We start from the raw sequence: 19,695 nt of genomic DNA, 5'->3' as shown, positions 1-19,695 counted from the left end.
GGTCGGCTCCATCAAGGTCAAGATCGGGCTGCTCGTCGGCCTCAGCGTCGTCACGGCCGCGCTGGTGTCCGAGATCGGGAACCGCGCCGGCGTACCGGTGTGGCTCACTCTCCCGGTCACCATGGCGGCCGCCCTCGCGGTCACGCAGTGGCTCGCGCGCGGGATGACGGCGCCGTTGCGCGAGATGACCGCGGCCGCCGCCCGCATGGCCACCGGGGACTACTCCCGGGGTCCTGGCCGCCGTGCGCGGCCTGCCGCTGCTCAGCCGGACGCTCGCCGCCATGACCCGCCACCGGTTGCTGTGGCCCGTGCTGCGCACTGCCGCGATCTCGCTGGTCGCGCTCGTCGTCTTCGGCGGGCTCTTCGCCTCCGGGGACGCCGTCTTCGGGTCCTGGGTCGCGCGCCTGATCCCGGATCTTGCCTGGGACGGTCTGATCCTCCGGTCCTTCGTCCTTGTCGTCGTCGGTGGCGTCGTGCTGGCCGGCTGCTACCTGGCGCTCAACCCACCCCGGGTGGAGGCCGTCCGCCTGCCCGAGCCGCGCCCCGTGGCACGGGCGTGGGAGTGGCTCGTGCCCGTAGGCCTCGTGATCACGGTGTTCGCCGGGTTCGTCGGGGCGCAGGCGTCGGCCATGTGGGGCGGTCACGACTACGTGCGCCGGGTGACGGGCCTGAGCTATGCCGAGTACGTCCACCAGGGCTTCGGCCAGCTGACGGTCGCGACCACGCTCACCCTGGCCACGGTCGCCCTCGCGGTGCGGAAGGCGCCCCGGCGAACCGGCCGCGACCGCCTCCTCCTGCGCGTCGCCCTCGGCGTGCTCTGCGTCCTGACCCTCGTGGTGGTCGCCTCCGCCCTGTTCCGCATGGCGGTGTACCAGCAGGCGTTCGGCTTCACGGTGCTCCGGGTGCTCGTCGACGCCTTCGAGCTCTGGCTCGGCCTGATCGTCGTCCTGGTCATGGTCGCCGGGATCCGCTGGTCCGCCCGGTGGCTCCCCCGGGCGGCGCTCGTCTCCGGGGCGGCGTTCCTGCTCGTGATCGGGCTGGGCAACCCCGAGGCGTGGGTGGCGCGGCAGAACATCGAGCGGTACCACCGGACGGGGAAGATCGACACGGCCTATCTCGCGACCCTGGGCGCTGACGCGACCCCGACGATCGTCGAGGGCCTGCCGGAGGACCTGGCCCGCTGCGTCGTCGGCGCGCAGCTGGACCGCTCCCCCGACGACGTGCTCTCGTGGAACCTCGGGCGTGCCCGGGCCGCCCAGCTCGACGGCTCGTCCGGCGCGGCCGAACCTGTCACCGGATGCCCGTGACGAAGCGTCCGCCGCTTTCGGTGGCGGCAGCCGTTGCCGACCCGGGGTCGGCGCGCACACGGATCGTCACCCGGGCTAGTATCGCCGTATGACGATGACGACGCCGGAGCGGGATGAAGGTGTGCTACCTCGGCGAGCGGGCGACCTGACCCCGGCGGCGGCGCTGTTCCACAGCCTCTCCGACCCCGCCCGGCTGGCGATCCTGAAGCACCTGACGCTGGGCGAGCACCGCGTGCGGGACCTGACCGAGCACCTGGGGCTGGCCCAGTCCACCGTCAGCGCGCACCTGGCGTGCCTGAGGGACTGCGGGCTGGTGACCTCCAGGCCTCAGGGGCGAGCCTCGATGTTCTCCCTCACGACCGAGGACGAGCTGCTCGCCGTGCTCGCCGGTGCGGAGCGGCTCCTGGAGGTCACCGGCTACGCCGTCGAGCTGTGCCCCAACCACGGCCCAGGCCGCGCGCCCGCCAGCTGACCGCGGCCGGATCAGAGCCACGCCCGCCACAGGAAGAAGCGACCTCATGACTCCGACGCCCACCGCTCTGACCGGCCGTGAGACGGAACGTCTCACCCGCAAGGGACTGCACCTGGCCCAGTTCACCGTCGCCTACAACGTCATCGAGGGCGCGGTCGCCATCACCGCCGGCCTGCTCGCCGGCCTCGTCTCGGTCGTCGGGTTCGGCATCGACTCCGCCATCGAGTCCGTCGCCGCCGTGCTCGTAGGCCTGCGCCTCGCCGCCCGGCTGCGCCACGGCGAGACCGACGAGGCCAAGGAACGGCGGGCTCTGAGGCTGGTCGCCGTCACCTTCTTCGTCCTGGCCGCCTACGTCGCCTTCGAGGGTGTCCGCAGCCTGATAGAGGGCGAGGCGCCGTACAGCTCCCCGGTGTCCATCGTGCTGCTGATCGCCTCGATCATCGTCATGCCCCTGCTGGCCGCCGCCAAGAAGCGTCTGGCTCTTCAGCTCGGTGGCGACCGGCTGATCCTCGCCGACGCGGCCGAGACGAGGATCTGCGTGCTGCTGAGCGTCTCGACCCTTCTCGGTGTCGGCCTGTACCAGCTCACCGGAGCGGCCTGGCTCGACCCCGTCGCCGGGTTCGTCATCGCCGCCTTCGCGATCCACGAAGGCCGGGAGGCCTGGGAGGGCGAGCTCGTCGAGGACGACGACGATGACGACTGACGTCGCCGCAGCCTTTGCGCCGACCGGCGAGCACCGCCGCCGTCCACGGTCCCACCGCGACCGCCGGAAATCCCGATTCGAGTCTTCGTAGGTGATGTACCCGCCTACTGCTCGTGGACGCCAGCCGTGAACGGCTGGCTCGCCACCGCGCTCGCCGTGGCCGGCGGGCTGACCATGCTGTGGCTGCTGGCCCTGGCCGCCCTGGCGATCGCCCGCCCCCGCGGCAACCTGCTCACGGAGGCAGTCCGGCTGCTGCCCGACCTGCTCCGGCTCATCCCCCGCCTGGCCGGCGACCGCTCGCTGCCGCGCGGCACTCGGATCCGCCTGTGGCTGCTGCTGGCATATCTGGCCATGCCGCTCGACCTGGTCCCCGACTTCGTCCCCGTCCTCGGGTACGCAGACGACGCCATCGTCGTCGCCGCCGTGCTGCGCTCCGTCGTCAGGCACGCGGGGCAGGAGGCGCTGGACCGGCACTGGCCCGGCACTCCCGACGGACTCGCCGCCGTCCGCCGCCTCACCGGCCTCCCCGTCAACCCGGCCGGGTCGTGAGCCATCGGAGTCCGACCATCCCCATGCCCACGTCGTTGTACCGGTTGCCCTGCACGCCGAGGCGTGCGGCGGCGGTGTTGGGATCGGCGACCTCGTCGTCTGCGGCCTGGTGCGGGCGGGAGAGGCGTCTGCCCGTCGTGGCTGAAGGTGTCCGGCCTGTTCGCTGGGCGACAGCTCCGCGTGGTGCTGGGGGCCGCCCAGCTGGCAAGCAGCGCGAGGGCGTCGCTCGTGGCGGTGCCGGGTTCGGCGGTGTTGACGAGCGGCGTGAGGCCGGTGTCGGCGGCCCGTCGAGGGCCCGCCAAGTCAGCTCGAACCGCCACAACGGGGAGCCTGACCATGACCGCATGGACCGATGAGGAGCTGGCCCGGATCGGGGGCGCCGAGGAGCTGCAGATCGCCTCGCTGCGCGCCGACGGCACGCTGCGCCGGTACGTGACTATCTGGGTCGTGCGCGCCGGGCAGGACCTCTACGTCCGCTCCGCCTACGGAGCCGACAACCCCTGGTTCGTCCGCGCCCGGGCGAGCGGCGCCGGACGTGTCCGCGCCGGCGGCCTCGAGCGCGACGTCACCTTCGAGCTGCCCGACGACGACGTCCACGCCGAGGTCGACGCCGCGTACCACGCCAAGTACGAGCGCTACGGGCCCGCCCTCGTCCGCACAGTCACCGGGCCCCACGCGGCCGGCACCACCATCCGCCTGGCGCCCCGAGGCGCGTAGAGCCACCCGCCAGAAGGAGCCGACAGCAGCGGCACGTCTGCGCCCGCCCGCCTAGTGTTGACAACCATGGCGACCAAGACGATCACCGAGCTGGTCTCGGACATCTCCGGCAAGCCCATCGAGCAGGGCAAGGGTCGCTCCGTGGACTTCTCCTACGAGGGAGTCCTGTACCGGGTCGACCTGACCAACGACGAGCTGGCCGACTTCGAGAACGCCCTCAGGCCCTACCTCGAGGCCGGTCGCAAGATCGAAGGACAACGCCGACGCACCTCCGCCTCGAGCACGAAGAAGCGCGCCTTCGACCCGGCCGCGGTACGGGCTTGGGCAGCCAGCCAGGGCATCGAGGTCAGCCCACGCGGCCGGATCAAGGCAGAGGTGGTCGAGAAGTACCGAGCCGCCGGAAACTGACCGCCGCCGGCTCCGGCGTCGGGCAGGTCCTCGGCGGGGGCATCCCTCAGGACGGCATCACGCCGGGTTTTCGTGGAGCGACCCCATGCCACCGTCCCGCCCTTCTTGCCGCCGCCCGTCTTGGTCCGACGTCGCCCGGAGCTCTCCGCCGTGGCTGGGCGTGGTTCGCTGCGTGCGCTTGCGGTAGGCGCGGGCGGCGCGCACCCGGTTCCCGCAGGAGGGGCTGCACCACTCCCGGCGCGGGTGGTCCTTGAGGAAGAAGAGGGGGCACCCGGGTGCCTGGCAGGCGCGCAGCCGGGCGGCGCGCTCGCCTGCGAAGAGGTCGACGGCGTCGCCGGCGAGCCCGGCGAGGATCTGGTCGAGGAGCGGTGCGGCGGCCCGCGACCGCCTGGTGAGGACGCCCTCGGGAGTAATGGCCAGCGCAGGTGATGATGGCGCACGGTCGGCCGCCGCGTTGACGACAGCGGTGTCGCTGACGGCTGGTACGTGGCCGCCGACCAGGTCACCGGCGATGGCACGTACCGAGGCTCGTAGCTCGAGGAATCGCTCGACGTCGCGGTCCTCGACCGCCAGGTGCGGCAGCCCGGCGACGTCGACGCCGGGCAGACGAGGCGCGATCTCCCGGGCCCAGGCAGCGACGTCGGCCGGGGAGCCAAGCCCCTCCCGCGGCCTGCCGCGCACGGCGTAGTGGGTGTTGGCCAGGTCGAGCGCCACCGCGTCGGCGAGGAGCGGCGCACCGCCGACGTAGGGAGCCCGATCCATGGTTCTCATGGTAACAGCGGCTTGCATCCGTGAGCGTGTGTTCTCCTTACGGACACACCCACCCGTAACCGTGAGAAACAGTGGAGGAAACCATGGCTCGCATGCCCATCAACGAGATCGAGAACACGACCGGCACGGCCGCAGACCTCCTCGGCCAGGTCCAGAGGGGCATGGGCGCCGTGCCGAACATGGCCAAGGCCATGGTCAACAGCCCCGCGACCCTCAAGGGTTACCTGCGCCTGTCTGCGGCCCTCGGCGGCGGCAAGCTGGACGCCATCACGCGCGAGAAGATTGCCCTGACGGTTGCCCAGGCCAACGAGTGCAGCTACTGCCTGTCGGTCCACACCGCCAAGGCGCCCAGCGTCGGCATCAGCGAGGACGAGGTCCTCGCCGCCCGCCGCGCCTCCTCCGGGGACCCCAAGACCGACGCCATCCTCAAGCTCGCCGCCGCCATCGTCGCCACCCGCGGCGCCGTGACCGACGAGCAGGTCCAGGCCGCCCGTGCCGCGGGCATCACGCCCGAGGAAGCCACCGAGGTCGTCGGCAACGTCGCCCTCAACACGCTGACCAACTTCTTCAACAAGGCAGCACAGGTCGACATCGACTTCCCCGTCGTCGACCCCGCCGACATCTGACCGGACACCCAGCCCTCGGGAACCGGCGCGGATGAGCCTTGCCGCCGTCCAGGAGCGACACCCGATGACGACGCCGCCCTGACGGGCGCCGGGGGCGGCGCCGGCGGGCGCCGGCGCCCAGTCTCTTAACCCTGAGACGCAGCGAAACGAGGGACGATGCCGCGAACGCGACAGCCCGGACGGCCACCCACGTCACCCCGCTCCTGACGGGGAGCGGGAGTGACGGGCCGTGGTCGGTCAGCGACCGTGACCGTGCCGTCGGCGATCTCGGTCGCCTGGCCGTCCTGCACGTGGTCGAGGAAGTCCTGACCGAGCTGGTCGATCGCGACGATCCGGTTGTCGTCCCACACGTCGGCCAGGACGATGCCGGCCGCGGAGACGGTGTCGATGTGGTCGGCGTAGAGCATGGCGACCGGGCGATCCCGACCTTGGCCGCGCTCTGCGGGATCATCCCGCCCGTCGTCGAGCCGATGGTCTGCGGCAGGCAGAGCACCTTGCCGCCCACGACCTTCTGGTACAGGTCCGGGTTGTTCTGGTCGTTGCAGACCGGGCTGCCGGTGGTGATGCCCCTGAAGTAGCAGGCGAGGGTGTTGAAGCCCTGACGGGTCACGACGCTCTCGCCGCTGACCGCGCCGCCCAGGGCGACAGCGACATGCCGGCGCTGATCACCCGGGCGTAGGCCGCCGGGTCCTCCGCCTTGAACCGGGCGACGACCTTCGGGGAGGCGCTGAGCACCGTCCGCATGCTCACGGTGTCCTTGCCGGCCTCGGCGAGGGCGTCGAGGATCCGCCCGCTCACGGAGTAGACCTGGCTCGGGGACAGGTGCGGGCGACCGATGAGGGTGGTCTCCGGCTGGGCCTCCTCGTCCTTCCACAGCACTCCCGGGTCACTGGGTGGACTGGGTGTCTCCGTCGATGGGGAACATCTGCCCGATCGTCCGCGCGTGCGGTCCGGCCAGAAAAAGCACCAGGGCGGCGATGTCCGCCGGCTCAGCGGCTGGCGGTGCGGTTCCCGCGGGAAGCGCGCAGCAGCCGCCACGTCCCGGGGAGGCAGAGCGCGGCTACCGCCGCCTTCACCGCGTCGCCGACCAGGAACGGGGCGACGCCCAGAGCGAGCGCGTCGGTGAGGCCCACTCCGAGGAACGCCATCAGCCACGGGACGCCGAGCGCGTAGACGGTCGACGTGGCCAGGACCGCGCCGCCGACGGTCCGCCACGGCGACCGGTCCCCACCGCGACGGGCCAGCCGGCCCATCAGGACGGCGGCGGGCAGGTAGCCCAGCACGTACCCGAAGGAGCCGAAGGCCCACCCGCTCGTGCCGTCGGCGAACACCGGAAGACCGGCCAGCCCGGCCAGCACGAGCAGGGCCACGCTCAGCGCCCCGCGGACCGGGCCGAGGGCGGCGCCGACGACCAGCACACCCAGCGTCCCGAGCGTCAGCGGCACGGGCGTGAAGGGAAGCTGCACCACCGCCTGCCCCACCAGAGCGATCACCGCAGCGCCGCCGACGACGGCGGCCGCCGCACGCACGGGGCTGAGCGGAAGGGTCTCCAGCAGGACAGCGGGAGCCGGCACGGCGCCTGGGACCGACATGTTCTCGCCTCTCCGTCGGGGTGTTGACCGCTACGCTGCCACCCGCCGCCACATGAAGGAACAGATCGTGACATCATTCTGATATGAGGAATGGCGACGCCTCGCCGCTCGGCTCGGTCGACAAGGCGCTCCAGCTCATCCTGCTGCTGCGCGCGGGACAGCCGCTGTCGGTCAAGGAGACCGCGGAACGCCTGGACGTCGCGCCGTCCACCGCGCACCGCCTGCTGACCGCACTGACCTACCGGGGCTTCGCCGCGCAGGGCAGCGACCGGCGCTACCGTCCGGGCGCCGCCATCGGGGAGGCCTCGACCGAGCCCCTCACCCTGCGCCAGCTCCGCGAGGCCGCACGCGAGCCGATGACGGCGCTGAACGTGCGGGTCGGTGAGACGGTGCAGCTGATGATCCTGCGCGGCGGCAACATCCAGTTCGTCGACGGGATCGAGGGCAGCGCGAACCTGCGCGTCGGGGTGCGCATCGGGGACCAGATGCCGGCCTTCTGCTCCGCCGGCGGCAAGGCGATGCTCGCCGAGCTCAGCCCCACGGACCTGGAGCAGGTCTACCGTGGCGGGCTCCCGCCGTGGCCGTCGAGCCCGATCAGCACCCTCGCCCAGCTGAGGCGCCATCTCGCCGAGACGCGGCGGGCCGGCTTCGGCACGAACTTCGAGGAGACCGAACGCGGCGTCATCGGCCTGGGGGTGTGCCTGCACGGCGAGGGTGGGCGGCCGGTGGGTGCCGTCACCATCGCCCTCCCCCGCGCCCGGTTCCAGGAGTCGGACATGGGCGACTACGTGACGGCGCTGCGCGAGGCGGCCCAGCATACCGAGGACCTCCTCCGGGCCCGGCGCGCGACCGGGACCCGGTGACCCTCAGCCGGCCACGGCGGCGGCGGCGTCCAGCCCCTCCCTCACCGCGGCGACGACGGCGGGCACGTCCCCGGGGTGGACGACCACCCCGAGGTCCAGGACCTGGTCGACGGCGGCGCCCTGCACCATGCGCTTGAGGGGGATCTCCAGCCGCTTCCCGGCGGGGTTGCGCGGCACGCTGGGGACGAAGACGACGACGTCCGGGACGTGCCGCGGGGAGAGCTCGCGGCGCAGGGTGGTCCGCACCCGGCGCTCCACGTCCGCCCTGTCCCCGCCCGTGGGCTGCAGGAGGAGGACGAGCTTGCCCATGCCGGTGCCGTCCTCGAAGTGCAGGACCATGCTGTCCGCCACCTCCGGCATGCCGTCGAGCACGGCGTAGAACTCCGCCGTCCCCAGTCGCACGCCGCCGCGGTTGAGCGTGGCGTCCGAGCGGCCGGTGATCACCCAGGTGTCGCGCTCGGTCCGCACCAGCCAGTCCCCGTGGCACCACACGCCCGGATAGACGTCGAAGTAGCTGGCGCGGTAACGCTCGAAGTTCTCGTCGCCCCAGAAGAACACCGGCATCGACGGCATCGGCCGAGTCACCACCAGCTCCCCCGGCTCCCCCCGGACCGGCCGCCCCTGCGCGTCCCAGGAGTCCACCGCGGCCCCGAGCGGCCGGCACGACATCTCCCCGGCGTAGACGGCGACAAGGGGGTTGCCGCCGACGAACGCGGTGCACACGTCCGTCCCCCCGGAGGTCGGGCCGAGCAGCAGCGCGTCGCCGACCGCGTCGTAGACCCAGCCCGCGACGTCGGCGGCGAGGGGCGAGCCGGAGCAGTTGATCTGGCGGAGCCGGCTGAGGTCCCACGTCGTCCCGGGTCGCAGCCCGGCGTGGGCGCACGCGGCGAGGTAGGCGGAGCCTGAGGCCAGGTAGGTCGCGCCCGTCTCCGCCGCCACGGCCCACTGGGACCACTCCCCGTCCAGCCGCGGCCAGGAGGGGTCGCCGTCCATCAGGACCAGCGCGCAGCCGGTGAGCAGGGAGGAGACCGACAGCGTCCACACCATCCACCCGGTGGTGGTGAACCAGAACGCCCGGTCGTCGGGTCCGAGGTCGAACTGCAGCGCGATGGCCTTGTAGTGCTCGAGCAGCAGCCCGCCGTGGGAGTGGACGATCGCCTTGGGCCGGCCGGTGGTCCCGGAGGAGAACAGCACGGTCAGCGGGTGGTCGAACGGCACGGGACGGACGGTGATCTCGCCGTCCTGCGCGGTGAAGTCGGCGTAGGAGACCGCGCCGGGCGGCGGCGCCGCGCCCGCGTCGAGGTAGGGCAGGAGGACGGTGGGCACGCCCGGCAGCCCGGCGCGGACCCGCTCGACCTCGGCGGCGCGCCCGACATCCTTGGCGCCCCACCGGTACCCGTCCACGGTGAGCAGCAGGACCGGTTCTAGCTGGCCGATGCGGTCCAGCACCCCGCGCGGCCCCGTCTCGGGCGGCACCGCGCAGAACACCACGCCCATGGCCGCGGCGGCGAGGTAGACGGCCAGGGTCTCCGGCACGTTCGGCAGGTAGGCGGCGATCCGGTCGCCGGGGCGCACGCCGAACCTGGTCAGGCCGTGCTGGACGCGGCGGATCTCCTCCAGGAGCCGGGCTGCCGTCCACTCCCGGGAGCCGGTGGTCTGGCTGCGTGCCACCACGATGACGGCCTCCGGGCGCGCCGCCAGGGCGCGGAGCACGTGCTCGGCATAGTTGAGCGTCGCCCCGGGGAACCAGCGGGCCCCCGGCATGGTCTCCCGCTCGAGCACCGCCGTGTACGGCGAGTGCGTGACGATGCCGAAGTGCTCCCAGAGCAGCGCCCAGAAGGACTCCAGGTCGTCGACGGACCACTGCCAGGCGTCCTCGTAGGTGGCGAAGCGCCTTCCCGTCCGCCGCTCCACGCCGAGGAGGAACCGGCCGAGCTCGCTCGCGCCCCACTCCTCCTTGGCGGGCGCCGGCCGCAGGACGGTCCCCGGTGGCACCGCCATCAGCCGGTCCCGCGCTCGTGCTGGTGCCCGGCGGCGCTCCCGCCGGCCGGCGCGCCGGAGATGCTGCCGGTGATCCAGGACATCAGCCCGGCGGAGGCGTCGAACGCGGGCTTGCGCTCCGCTGCCGACCACACGGTCTCCGGCCGGCACTGCAGCAGGATGACGTCGGAACCCGGCGGCAGCTCCTCGTCCACGGCGAACTCGATGTCCTGCGGGGCCCCGTGCAGCTTCTCGAGCCGCTTGCCCAGCTCGGCCAGCGCGGTGATCTCCGCGTCGCTCAGGCACGCGACGTCCCGGCGCTCCTCGGGCACCGGCACCGGCGCGTCGCCGCGCCGGTACTCCAGGTGCTTGCGCCCGAGGGTGCGCTCGACGATGCCGAGCCCGACCTTGTCCACGAGGAACCGGTCCGGCGTGACCTCGCCGCCCACCACGGCGAGCCCCAGCCCCCAGCTGGCCTCGATGGCGACCTTGGACCGGTCCCCGCTCGTGGGGCTCAGGGTGAACATGACGCCCGCGGCCCGGGCGCGCACCGTCTTCTGCACCACCACCGCCATCTCGATGGCGTGCGGCGCGATGCCCTTCTCCGCCAGGTAGGACATCACCCGGCCGGAGAAGACGCTGCGGTAGCACCTGGCCACGTGCTCGAGCACCGCGTCCTCGCCGACGACGTCGACCCAGGTCTCGAACTCCCCCGCGAAGCTGGCGCCGACCGAGTCCTCCGCGGTGGCGCTCGAGCGCACCGCCACGGCCACCTCCGGCACGCCGATGTCCGCGCACAGCCGCCGGTACGCGGCCCGCGCCTGCTCCTCGACGTCGGCGGGCAGAGCGGCGCCGAGCAGGTGCTCGGCGATCTCCGCCTCCGCCCGGTCGAAGTCGCCCTGGTCGCGGCTGGCCCCGAGGCGGTCGAGCACCTGGGAGACCACCTCGGCCAGCCCCTGCTGCGCCAGGTAGGCGCGGTAGGCCTCGGCGGTCAGGACGAAGCCCGGCGCCACGGGCAGCCCGGCGGCGACCATGTCGGCCAGGCCGGCGGCCTTGCCGCCGACGGACCGGACGTCCCGGCACGCTTCCTCGGTGAACTGGACGGTGTACATGGCGTCTCCTAGCCGCTGATCTCTTCGCTGGTGCGGGCCGGCTCGCGCCGGCCGGCGTCGGTGCCGGGGGCGTCGAGGACGGTGACGGTGCCGGCCTTGCCGTCGACGCGGACCCGCTGGCCCGTCGTCAGCCGCGTCGTGGCGAAGCCGGTGCCGACCACGGCGGGGATGCCGTACTCGCGGCACACGATGGCCACGTGGCACATCATGCCGCCGATGTCGGTGATCACCCCGGCGGCGACGGCGAAGGCCGGCGCCCAGGACGGGGCGGTGATGGGGGCGACGAGGATCTCGCCCGGCTGCAGGCTCGGCAGGTCGACCTCGGACTTGAGCACCCGCACGCGGCCCTCGACCACGCCGAGCGAGCCCGGCCCGCCGCTGAGCGTCGTCGTCCCGCCGTCGCCCGTGCCCAGCCAGTCCGCCACGCGCTCGGTGGTCACGCCGTAGTTCATGACGGCGAAGGGGTCGGTGACCTGCTGCGGCGGGATGCCGTAGGCCGGCGGCGCCGGCGCGGCCTGCAGCGCGGCGACGACGCCCCGCCGCCGGGCGATCGCCTCCTGCCAGCGCCGCTTGCCCCGGGCGGGCACGCCGATGGCCCAGGAGTCGACGACGTCGAAGAGCACGGTGTCGAGCTCGAAGCGGTTGAGGTAGAACATGTCGTCGCGCTGCTCGGTGAAGCCGGCCGCGAGCAGGAGGTCCGCGAGCTCCCAGGCCTTCTGCCAGAAGACGTCGTGGGCCCAGTGCTCGACGTAGATGTTGTGCTCCTCGATGTACGGGAACACCTTTCCGGCGAGGCCCACCAGCTCGTCGAACTGCTTGGCCTCGTCCTCGGTCAGCAGCGCGCGGTATTCCGCGACGATCTCGTCGCGCTCGGCCCGGAGCCGCTCCACCGGGCGGGAGATGTCCTCGCCGGCGGCGATCTTGGTCGCGTAGCGGGCGATGCCCTGCAGCGGGATGGACAGGTCGGAGGCCCAGGTCTGCTGGTCGTGGGTGAAGCCGTACTCGGCGAAGTAGCTGAACCACGGGGTCTTCGCCCGCTCGAAGGCCTCCGTCCACCGGCGGCCCTCCTCGCTGCCGGCGAGGGAGGCGAGGATCTCCTCGGGGTTGCCTTCCGAGGTGAGGCGGTCCGTGAGCCCGAGCTCCACGCCCAGCGCGGCCAGCCTGCGGAGCTCGTCGTCGGGCCGGAAGGCCAGGACCTCCACGCCGGCGACCATGCGGGAGATCGTCTGGTCGGTGATGAGCGGGAAGGCCTGCTTGCAGAACTGGAAGAAGGTGATGTAGCCGCCCTAGCCGAGGTTGAGGAACTCGAAGTGGTACTGCCAGATCGCGAAGAACTCGTCGACGAGGCGGTGGTAGTTCTCGACGATCGCCAGGGCGGTGGACCGCCCGCGCGCCTCGGTGACCACCTCGGCGGGGTCGAACTCCGGCAGCGGCGGGAAGCTGACGGACCGCAGCGACTCGATCGCCCACTCCATCTTGGTCTTCCACTTGCCGTACAGCTCGTCCCAGTTGGCGTAGTAGTACCCGGCTCGTTCCTGGAACAGCGCTGCGCGGCGCTGGATCTCCTCGGGGTCGGTGACGTTGAGCGGGGAGATGTAGACGTAGCCGTGGACCACCCGGACGTCCAGGCCGAGGGAGACGGGGAGGGCGAAGATGCGGGTGCTGAACGTCCCGACCCCGAGGTACACCGCCTCGGCGCCGATGCTGTCGAAGGGGTGGCAGCCGCGGGACCAGTGCATGGTGTCGGCGAACCAGAACTGGGCGTTCTCGTGCTCCCGGGTCTCCTCGGAGGGCACGAGGTAGTAGGGGTACATCGACTCCCAGCCCTCGGCCCCGGCGGGGGGCGCGGCCTCGTCGAAGAAGGGGAAGCGGGGGGCGGTCTCGGTCATGGGAGGGCTCCTTACGTCGTCGGAAGGGACTCGGACAGCAGGTCGTACAGCTCGGCGACGTCCCGGAGGACGACGTCGGGCCGGTGTGCGCCATGGAGGGTGGCGAGCTTCTCCGGCGTCGTCGCGCCGGAGAGGACGAGGGCGCTCGTGGCGCCCATGGCGCGGGCGAGCCCGATCTCCGCGGTGGCGTCCCCGACGACGGCGATCTCGTCGGGCTCGGCGGGCAGGCGGCGCAGCAGCGTCTCGGCGAGGGAGGCGGAGGGCTTGCCCAGGACGTGGGGCCGGGTACCGGTCGCCCAGCCGATGGCGTGGGCGATGGTCGCGGACACGGCCACCGACTTCGCCAGGCCGCCGTGGAACCACGGGGTCTCGACCGTCGTGTAGAGCGGTGCGCCGGCGTCCACGGCGAGGCAGGCGGCGTTGAGGAGCTCGGCGGTGTACCCGGCCGCGGCGCCGACGACCACGACGTCGCCCAGCTCCGGGCCCCCGGGTTTCACGGGGTCGAACCCGAGCCGGAGCAGCGGTTCCCGCACGCCGTCGTCCCCGACCACCAGGACCCGCGCGCCGGCGTGGTGGGCGGCGATGTACTCGGCCGCGGCGCTGCCGGCGGTGACGAAGTCCTCGTCCGCCACGTCGATCCCCTTGCCGCGCAGGTGTGCGGCGTACTCCCGGGGCGGCCGCTGGGAGGCGTTGGTGCACACGACCACGCTGTGCCCGGCCCGCCTGAGCGCGGTGAGGAGGCTGCCCGCCCCGGGCATCGCCTCTCCCCCGGCGCCGCCGGCGCGGGCGGTGCGCATGAGGCAGCCGTCGACGTCGAGCACCCAGGCGCGGGCGCGGCGGAGCGTCTCGACGGCCGTCGACGGCGGCGTGGTCATCGCGTTCCTCCCGCGGGGCTGCGCTCGAGGCTGAGCCGGGTGGTGCCGTCGTCGACGGAGATCGAGGTCACCGAGGGGCGCTCGTCGAGCGCCGCCAGCAGGCGCGTGAGCGAGCGCGCGGGCTCCGTGCGGGCGGCGTACATGGCGTCCACCTGCTCGGCCGGCATCACCGCGCGCAGCAGCAGCTCCTCGTCGCTGATGTGCTTGCCGAAGCGGCGGCGCAGGTCCGCGATGGTGATGTCGCCGCCCTCGTTCACGGCCTGCTGGCCGCGCCGGGTGCTCAGGGCCCGGTCCAGCAGCTCGGGGCTCACCGGGCCCGGCAGGGGCCCGAAGTCGCCGCGGAGGAGGTCGATGACCTCGTCGGAGATCTGCTTGTACCGCTCGCCGGCGATGACGTTGAGGGTGGCCTGGGCGACGATGTACTGGGCGAACGGCGTCATGACGATGGGCCAGCCGAGGTCCTCGCGGACCTGGACGGACTCCTCGATGACGGCGTCGAAGAGCTCGGGGCGGCGGATCTCGGCGAGCTGGCGGCGGGTGGTGGACTGCACGCCGCCGGGGATGGTGTGGCGGTAGTAGGCCTCGTCGTACTGGTTCGGGGTGCCCGCCGGCAGGTTCTTGATCCTCGCCTGGCGCACGAGGTACGCCGAGGCGCGGTCCATCGCGTCCAGGTCGACGTCCACGTCGTGGCCCCGCGCGCGGAGGTTGGCGACCAGGCGCTGGGCCTCCGGGTGCGAGCTGCCGTTGGCCAGCGGCGGCAGGGCGCAGTGGATGGTCGTCATGCCCAGGTCCGCGGCCTCCAGCACCGTGATCGGCGAGAGCCCGGTGGTGCTGTGGGAGTGGATCTCGTCGAGCTTCTTGCGGCGCAGGCTGCCCTGGAGCGCGGGCACGAGCGTCCTCACCCGGTCCGGCGTGAGCAGGCCGGCCGGGTCCTTGAGGTAGATGCTGTCGATGGCCGGCGAGTCGTCCAGCTCGGCGATCTTCCGCGCGAAGTACTCGTCGGTGTGGACCGGGCTGGTGGTGTAGCAGATGCCGCCGACGACCTCGTCGAAGCCGACCCGCTTGGCCATCTCCGCGGTGCGCCTGGCGCCCTCCATGTCGTGCATGGGGTCGATGACCCACAGCCGGCTGATGCCGTTGCGGGCGAGAAGCGTGAAGGCGAGCTCGAAGACGGCGTCGGGCGTGCGGTGAAAGGTGATGAACCGCTTGCCCGTGGTGAGGAAGCCGAGGCGGGTGCGGGGCATCCGGTCGCGCGCCGCCCGGAGCCGCTGCCAGGGGTCCTCCCGGTGGTAGCGCACCGCCGTGGCCATGAGCGTGGAGGTCAGGAGCTCGACGGCGCGGTAGCCGACCCGGTCGAGGTCGGGCGTGACGCCCTCGACCATGCGGGTGGTCACGCCGGTGGCGCCCCACAGGCTCTGGTTGCCGTCCCGCAGGGAGACGTCCACCAGCGAGATGTCGCTCATCGGGCCTCCTGCAGGGGGGACGCTGCGGCCGCCGCGTCGGCCGCCGGCGCGGGGTCGGTCAGCAGGCGGTCGAGCCAGCGGGTGGTGACGGTGTTCTGCCGGTACGCCGGCTCCGCCACGATGCGGCGCAGCAGCGGCAGCGACGTGGTCAGCCCACCGATCTCGAAGCGCTCGAGCCCCTCGCGCAGGCGGTCGACGGCGGCGGCGCGGTCCGGCCCCCACGCGACCTGCTTGGCCATGAGCGCGTCGTAGAAGGGCGGGAAGCGGTAACCCTCGTAGATGTGCGAGTCCAGGCGCAGGCCCCCGGCGACCGAGGGACGCCACCGGGTGACGGTGCCGGGCGACGGGGCGAGCCCGTTCTCGGGGTCCTGCGCGGTGATCCGCGCCTCGATCGCGTGGCCGTGGAAGGTCACGTCGTCCTGGGAGAGGCTCAGCGGCTCGCCCAGCGCCGCGAGCAGCTGCTCGCGGACGAGGTCGACGCCGGTGACCGCCTCGGTGACGGGGTGCTCGACCTGGATCCGGGGGTTGACCTCCAGGAAGGCGAGCTCGTCGCGGTCGACGTCGTAGAGGAACTCCACGGTCCCCAGGCCCACGTAGTGCAGGGCCCGGGCGATGCGAACGGCGCTGTCGTGCAGCAGCTCGCGGGTCGGCGCCGGCAGGGCGGCGCAGGGGGACTCCTCGACCACCTTCTGGTAGCGGAACTGCACCGAGCACTCGCGCTCGCCCAGGTGCACCACGTTGCCGTGGCGATCGCCGAGGACCTGGACCTCGACGTGCTTGGCATCCTCGACGAAACGCTCGAGGAACACCGTGCCGTCCCCGAAGGCGGACTGCGCCTCCGCCGAGGCGACCCGCCAGGCCTCGTGGAGGCCTGGCGGGTCCTGGACCCGCTTCATCCCCCGCCCGCCGCCGCCGTGCGCGGCCTTGACCAGGACGGGATAGCCGATCTGCTCCGCCAGGCGCTCGACCTCCTCGGGCGTGCGGGCCCGGCCGCCCGCCGAGACGGGGACACCGACCGACTCGGCCAGGTCCCGGGCCGCCAGCTTGTCCCCCAGCGCGCGCAGCGCCTCCGGGCTGGGCCCGACGAACACGAGGTCGTTCTCGGCGCACGCCTCGGCGAACTCGGCCCGCTCGGCGAGGAAGCCGTACCCCGGGTGCACCAGGGTGCAGCCGGTGGAGACAGCGGCCTGCACCACGGCCGGGACGTTCAGGTAGCTCTCGGTCGGCCGCGGACCGCCGAGGGTGACCGTCCGGTCGGCGCGCCGCGCGCCCAGGGTCGCGCGGTCCGCCGTCGAGACACCGAGCACGGTCTCCAGGCCGAGGCGCTGGCACGCCTCGATGATCCGCACCGCGATCTCCCCGCGGTTGGCCACGAAGACCCGGGGCGTCATGACGCCTCCCGGATCACGAAGAGGGGCTGGTCGAACTCCACCAGCTCCCCGTCACGGGCGTACGACGCCACGACCTCGCCGGCGACGCCCGCGACGACGGAGTTCATCAGCTTCATCACCTCGATGATGCAGAGCACCGAGTCCGCCTCCACCGTGTCGCCCGGCTCCGCGAACGGCGGCTCGCCCGGCTTGGGCGAGCGGTAGAAGGTGCCGAGCATCGGGGCCCGCACGAGCACGTGCCCCGGCGGCAGCGCCTCCGGGGAGACGTCCTTCTCGTCGCGAGCGGGCAGGGTGGCGAGCACGGCGGGGCTCGGGCTGTCGGTGGCGGCACCGGCCCGGCGGAGCGGTCTACGACGGTGCCGCCGGCGATGGGATGCTCGCCGGCCGGGCCCGGGGCGTCGTCACCCGCCGGCGGGCGACGCTCCTGGGTGTGCGGCACCGGCGGGGCCGGTTCGCGTGAGGCCGCGACGCCGTTGCTCCGGGCCTCCGCCTCACTCAGGAAGCCACCGCGGCGCACGTGGATCCGCAGGGAGCCCTTCTCGTACAGAAAGTCCGTGAAGTCGGTCTTGTCGAGCTGCTCGATGATCGCTGCGAGCTCCTCGAGATCAACGTCCATGCGGCCCAAGCCTCCTTGCTTGCCGACGTGCATGTGGGGGTGCCACCTGTGCCGTGAGCAGCAAACTAGGAACCGGTCCCCCATACCGCAATGGAAAGGCGCGGACATTCCACCATGGGGTATCGCTCCTGCGGCGCAGCCCGCGGGCCGGCTCGCGGGTGAGGGCCCCGACGCCCGACATCGACGGATCCGGATCTCGGGCGCCCTGCCGTGGTGCCACGGGTCGAGCCACGCTCCGCCACCCCACCCGGGACGGTTCACGGTGAGACGGCTAACTGGACACGTTGGCAGCTGCAGTCGTCCGATGCGGCATACTTGTCCCGTCAACAACTGAACATGCCACCGAACCGCGGCGGGAGAGTCCCGCAACAGCGGGCGCCGAAGGAGCAACCTCCCCGGGAATCTCTCAGGCCCCCAAACCGCCGCCGGCGAGGCTCCTCTGGAAAGCAACCCTGCGGGGTTCACCGACGGTGCAAGCGGGTCCCGACCCGCGAAAGCTCTCAGGTCCGATGACAGAGCGGGGAGACACCATCCCCGGTGCGCCTGCCGCACCCTGTCCTGAGGAGTTCTGTGGCTCTCTCCATCGACGCGCCCACGCGCGTGCAAGATTCTCATCGCCTCTCCGCCCGGCCGGTCGCGCCGCGGACGAACCGTCGTCTCGGTGTCGTGGCGATCGTCGCCTCGGCCACAGCGATGGGCGCCGCCGGGCTGTTCGGCCGGCTGGCCACTCCGGCCGACGCGGTGATCGGCGAAGCCCTCACGTTGGGCCGCATGCTCGTCGGGGCGCTCGGCATGCTCGTCCTGCTCACGGTCTCGCGTCACCTCGGCCAGCTGCGCCGAGCCCGCCTGTCCTGGTCGGTCGTGCTCGGCGGGGTCTTTCTCGGCATCTCACTCGCGACATACCTGTCCGCGACCGTGCTCATCGATCTCTCGCTCGCCGTGGTGCTGCACTACATCGGCCCGGCGCTCGCGACGCTGCTCGCCCGCGTGATGCTCAAGGAGCGCATCACCCACCCCGACCTCCTGTCCCTGGCCGCCAGCTTCCTCGGGATGATGCTGGCCGCCGGTCTGGTCGGCGGGGCGCCGTCCCCGGCCTCCGACCAGCAGACCCTCGGGGTCGTTCTCGGCGTCGTCTCCGGCGTCTTCTACGGGGCGGCGCTGCTGTGCTACCGCTACAGGTCCGACATGCCGGCCGACGTTCGCAGCTTCTGGAACTTCACCTTCGGCACCGTGGCCACCGGGGCCATGGTGGCTCTGGCTCGTCCCGACCTGTCCGGGATGACCCCGACCCACTGGGTCTGGGCCGGCGGGTTCTTCCTGGTCTGCGGTCTTCTGGCGCTGGGGCTGCTGGTCGTCGCGGGCAAGCACCTGCGCGCCGCCGAGCTCTCCGGCCTGTCGTACTGGGAGGTCGTGGTGGCGATGATGATCGGGGCGGCCGCGTTCGGCGAGTCGGTCTCGCTCCTGGCCGTCCTCGGCGCCGGGCTCATCGTCGTGGGGGCGGTGCTGCCGCTGCTTTCCGGTCGGCCCCGCTGAGCACCAGCCCACCCGCCCGGGCGCGCGGCCGACGGAAGCCCTCCCGCCCGGGCGCGGCGGAGCTCCCACGCCCGGTACCGACGCCAGCCGGACGTGGACGGGAGACCGCCATGCCGGGACGGCGGCCGTCCTCCGCTCTCACGACTTCTCGCGGTCGTGACGGCGGCGAGCGGCTGGGGCGTCGATGTTGAACCGCAGGCCCAGCATGCGGATCGTGAAGCACACGACGGCGCCGAGCACCGCGCCAGAGACCCCGAGGACCGGGTGGTGGGCGGTGGCCACGGCGATGGCAGCGCCGATCACGGCCGGGACCGCGTAGAGACCGCTGGCGAGCACGGACGGGATCTCGCGGATGAGCACGTCCCGGATCGTCCCGCCGCCCACCGCCGTCACGGCACCGAGGAGGATGGCCGGTGCGGGATCGAGACCGAACGCGATCGCCTTCTGCGCACCCACCACGGCGAACACGCTCAGTCCCACGGCGTCGAGAACGAGCATCGAGTGGTGGATCAGCCGGGGAAGCTGGCTGACGAAGAAGGCGATGAGGGCGCCGCCGGCGGCGACGGCCAGGTAGTACCGATCGGTGAACGCCGCCGGAGGCACCGCCCCGATGCACAGGTCCCGAACCAGGCCGCCACCGAGGGCGGTGATGACGCCCAGCGTCAGGATCCCGACGATGTCGACCCGGGTCTTCTCCGCTGCGGTGAAGGCTCCGTTGACGGCGAAGGCGAAGACACCGAGCAGATCCAGAGCACGGACGGCGTCAGCGGCGGACACGGCAACTCCCCTTCCTGGGAGAACGGCAACACCCTGAATCGGCGGGCTCCC

23 protein-coding genes and 1 riboswitch are annotated in these 19,695 nt (G+C 72.7%); of the genes, 11 read left to right on the top strand and 12 right to left on the bottom strand.

Going from position 1 to position 19,695, the window contains the following annotated elements; genetic code table 11:
* The first annotated feature begins 281 nt into the window (after window positions 1–281).
* From ACF0H8_RS10355 to ACF0H8_RS10330, 6 genes are all read left to right on the top strand, one after another.
* On the top strand, window positions 282–1,307 hold the full coding sequence (locus ACF0H8_RS10355; RefSeq protein ID WP_395288849.1) for a DUF4153 domain-containing protein: 1,026 nt from the start codon (window positions 282–284) through the stop codon (window positions 1,305–1,307).
* 88 nt (window positions 1,308–1,395) lie between these two features.
* Entirely contained in the window at window positions 1,396–1,779 is a 384-nt protein-coding gene (locus ACF0H8_RS10350) for an ArsR/SmtB family transcription factor (RefSeq protein WP_395288848.1), read from the top strand.
* Between the two features lie 46 nt (window positions 1,780–1,825).
* A complete protein-coding gene (locus ACF0H8_RS10345; RefSeq protein WP_395288847.1) occupies window positions 1,826–2,482 on the top strand; it encodes a cation diffusion facilitator family transporter in 657 nt (218 codons plus the stop codon).
* Between the two features lie 126 nt (window positions 2,483–2,608).
* Window positions 2,609–3,031, top strand: a complete 423-nt coding sequence (locus ACF0H8_RS10340; RefSeq protein WP_395288846.1) for a YkvA family protein — start codon at window positions 2,609–2,611, stop codon at window positions 3,029–3,031.
* A 336-nt stretch (window positions 3,032–3,367) separates the two neighbouring features.
* Window positions 3,368–3,748 (top strand): DUF2255 family protein, encoded by a 381-nt coding sequence (locus ACF0H8_RS10335; protein WP_395288845.1) that lies wholly within the window; start codon window positions 3,368–3,370, stop codon window positions 3,746–3,748.
* Between the two features lie 66 nt (window positions 3,749–3,814).
* Window positions 3,815–4,156 carry an Lsr2 family protein gene (locus tag ACF0H8_RS10330; protein WP_395288844.1) on the top strand — a complete coding sequence of 114 codons (342 nt, stop codon included), beginning with the start codon at window positions 3,815–3,817 and terminating at the stop codon, window positions 4,154–4,156.
* A 57-nt stretch (window positions 4,157–4,213) separates the two neighbouring features.
* Here ACF0H8_RS10330 and ACF0H8_RS10325 read toward each other — a convergent pair whose 3' ends face one another.
* Window positions 4,214–4,918 (bottom strand): CGNR zinc finger domain-containing protein, encoded by a 705-nt coding sequence (locus tag ACF0H8_RS10325; protein ID WP_395288843.1) that lies wholly within the window; start codon window positions 4,916–4,918, stop codon window positions 4,214–4,216.
* Window positions 4,919–5,019: 101 nt separating this feature from the next.
* On the opposite strand from ACF0H8_RS10325, the gene ACF0H8_RS10320 reads away from it, so the two are divergent.
* Together ACF0H8_RS10320 and ACF0H8_RS10315 are read left to right on the top strand one after the other, a co-directional pair.
* A complete protein-coding gene (locus ACF0H8_RS10320; RefSeq protein ID WP_395288842.1) occupies window positions 5,020–5,553 on the top strand; it encodes a carboxymuconolactone decarboxylase family protein in 534 nt (177 codons plus the stop codon).
* 290 nt (window positions 5,554–5,843) lie between these two features.
* Entirely contained in the window at window positions 5,844–6,131 is a 288-nt protein-coding gene (locus ACF0H8_RS10315; protein WP_395288841.1) for a hypothetical protein, read from the top strand.
* 28 nt (window positions 6,132–6,159) lie between these two features.
* Here the strand turns inward: ACF0H8_RS10315 and ACF0H8_RS10310 are convergent, their stop codons facing one another.
* Complete coding sequence (locus ACF0H8_RS10310) at window positions 6,160–6,432, bottom strand: hypothetical protein (protein ID WP_395288840.1); 273 nt, start codon at window positions 6,430–6,432, stop codon at window positions 6,160–6,162.
* Window positions 6,433–6,542: 110 nt separating this feature from the next.
* Window positions 6,543–7,145: a biotin transporter BioY gene (locus ACF0H8_RS10305; protein ID WP_395288839.1), complete on the bottom strand. Its 603-nt coding sequence runs from the start codon at window positions 7,143–7,145 to the stop codon at window positions 6,543–6,545.
* Window positions 7,146–7,228: 83 nt separating this feature from the next.
* Here ACF0H8_RS10305 and ACF0H8_RS10300 point away from each other — a divergent pair, with 83 nt between their 5' ends.
* On the top strand, window positions 7,229–8,008 hold the full coding sequence (locus tag ACF0H8_RS10300) for an IclR family transcriptional regulator (protein WP_395288838.1): 780 nt from the start codon (window positions 7,229–7,231) through the stop codon (window positions 8,006–8,008).
* A gap of 3 nt (window positions 8,009–8,011) precedes the next feature.
* On the opposite strand, the gene ACF0H8_RS10295 is transcribed toward ACF0H8_RS10300, so the two are convergent.
* The 8 genes from ACF0H8_RS10295 to ACF0H8_RS10260 are packed head-to-tail and all read right to left on the bottom strand — an operon-like array spanning window position 8,012 to window position 17,020.
* Complete coding sequence (locus ACF0H8_RS10295) at window positions 8,012–10,009, bottom strand: acetoacetate--CoA ligase (protein ID WP_395288837.1); 1,998 nt, start codon at window positions 10,007–10,009, stop codon at window positions 8,012–8,014.
* Window positions 10,009–11,100, bottom strand: a complete 1,092-nt coding sequence (locus tag ACF0H8_RS10290) for a PEP/pyruvate-binding domain-containing protein (protein WP_395288836.1) — start codon at window positions 11,098–11,100, stop codon at window positions 10,009–10,011. The genes ACF0H8_RS10295 and ACF0H8_RS10290 overlap by 1 nt, the downstream gene beginning before the upstream one ends.
* Before the next feature lie 8 nt (window positions 11,101–11,108).
* Window positions 11,109–12,377, bottom strand: a complete 1,269-nt coding sequence (locus ACF0H8_RS10285; protein WP_395290864.1) for a PEP-utilizing enzyme — start codon at window positions 12,375–12,377, stop codon at window positions 11,109–11,111.
* Between the two features lie 9 nt (window positions 12,378–12,386).
* Complete coding sequence (locus ACF0H8_RS10280; protein WP_395288835.1) at window positions 12,387–12,989, bottom strand: hypothetical protein; 603 nt, start codon at window positions 12,987–12,989, stop codon at window positions 12,387–12,389.
* An 11-nt stretch (window positions 12,990–13,000) separates the two neighbouring features.
* On the bottom strand, window positions 13,001–13,864 hold the full coding sequence (locus ACF0H8_RS10275) for an HAD-IIA family hydrolase (RefSeq protein WP_395288834.1): 864 nt from the start codon (window positions 13,862–13,864) through the stop codon (window positions 13,001–13,003).
* Window positions 13,861–15,327, bottom strand: coding sequence for a pyruvate/oxaloacetate carboxyltransferase (locus tag ACF0H8_RS10270; RefSeq protein WP_395288833.1), 1,467 nt, complete (start codon window positions 15,325–15,327; stop codon window positions 13,861–13,863). The genes ACF0H8_RS10275 and ACF0H8_RS10270 overlap by 4 nt, the downstream gene beginning before the upstream one ends.
* Window positions 15,324–16,718, bottom strand: a complete 1,395-nt coding sequence (locus tag ACF0H8_RS10265; protein WP_395288832.1) for an acetyl/propionyl/methylcrotonyl-CoA carboxylase subunit alpha — start codon at window positions 16,716–16,718, stop codon at window positions 15,324–15,326. The genes ACF0H8_RS10270 and ACF0H8_RS10265 overlap by 4 nt, the downstream gene beginning before the upstream one ends.
* On the bottom strand, window positions 16,715–17,020 hold the full coding sequence (locus ACF0H8_RS10260; protein ID WP_395288831.1) for an acetyl-CoA carboxylase biotin carboxyl carrier protein: 306 nt from the start codon (window positions 17,018–17,020) through the stop codon (window positions 16,715–16,717). The genes ACF0H8_RS10265 and ACF0H8_RS10260 overlap by 4 nt, the downstream gene beginning before the upstream one ends.
* A gap of 215 nt (window positions 17,021–17,235) precedes the next feature.
* Between ACF0H8_RS10260 and ACF0H8_RS10255 the strand changes: the two genes are divergently transcribed.
* Entirely contained in the window at window positions 17,236–17,391 is a 156-nt protein-coding gene (locus tag ACF0H8_RS10255) for a hypothetical protein (RefSeq protein WP_395288830.1), read from the top strand.
* Between the two features lie 286 nt (window positions 17,392–17,677).
* Window positions 17,678–17,766, top strand: a riboswitch (glycine riboswitch).
* 138 nt (window positions 17,767–17,904) lie between these two features.
* A complete protein-coding gene (locus ACF0H8_RS10250) occupies window positions 17,905–18,867 on the top strand; it encodes a DMT family transporter (RefSeq protein WP_395288829.1) in 963 nt (320 codons plus the stop codon).
* Between the two features lie 138 nt (window positions 18,868–19,005).
* Here ACF0H8_RS10250 and ACF0H8_RS10245 read toward each other — a convergent pair whose 3' ends face one another.
* Entirely contained in the window at window positions 19,006–19,644 is a 639-nt protein-coding gene (locus tag ACF0H8_RS10245) for a trimeric intracellular cation channel family protein (protein ID WP_395288828.1), read from the bottom strand.
* Window positions 19,645–19,695 lie beyond the last annotated feature (51 nt).

This window comes from Georgenia sp. AZ-5 (assembly GCF_043952095.1).
Classification (GTDB): Bacteria; Actinomycetota; Actinomycetes; order Actinomycetales; family Actinomycetaceae; genus Georgenia.
The sequence above is the reverse complement of the archived record's forward strand: the minus strand, read 5'-3'. Positions and strand labels throughout refer to the sequence as shown.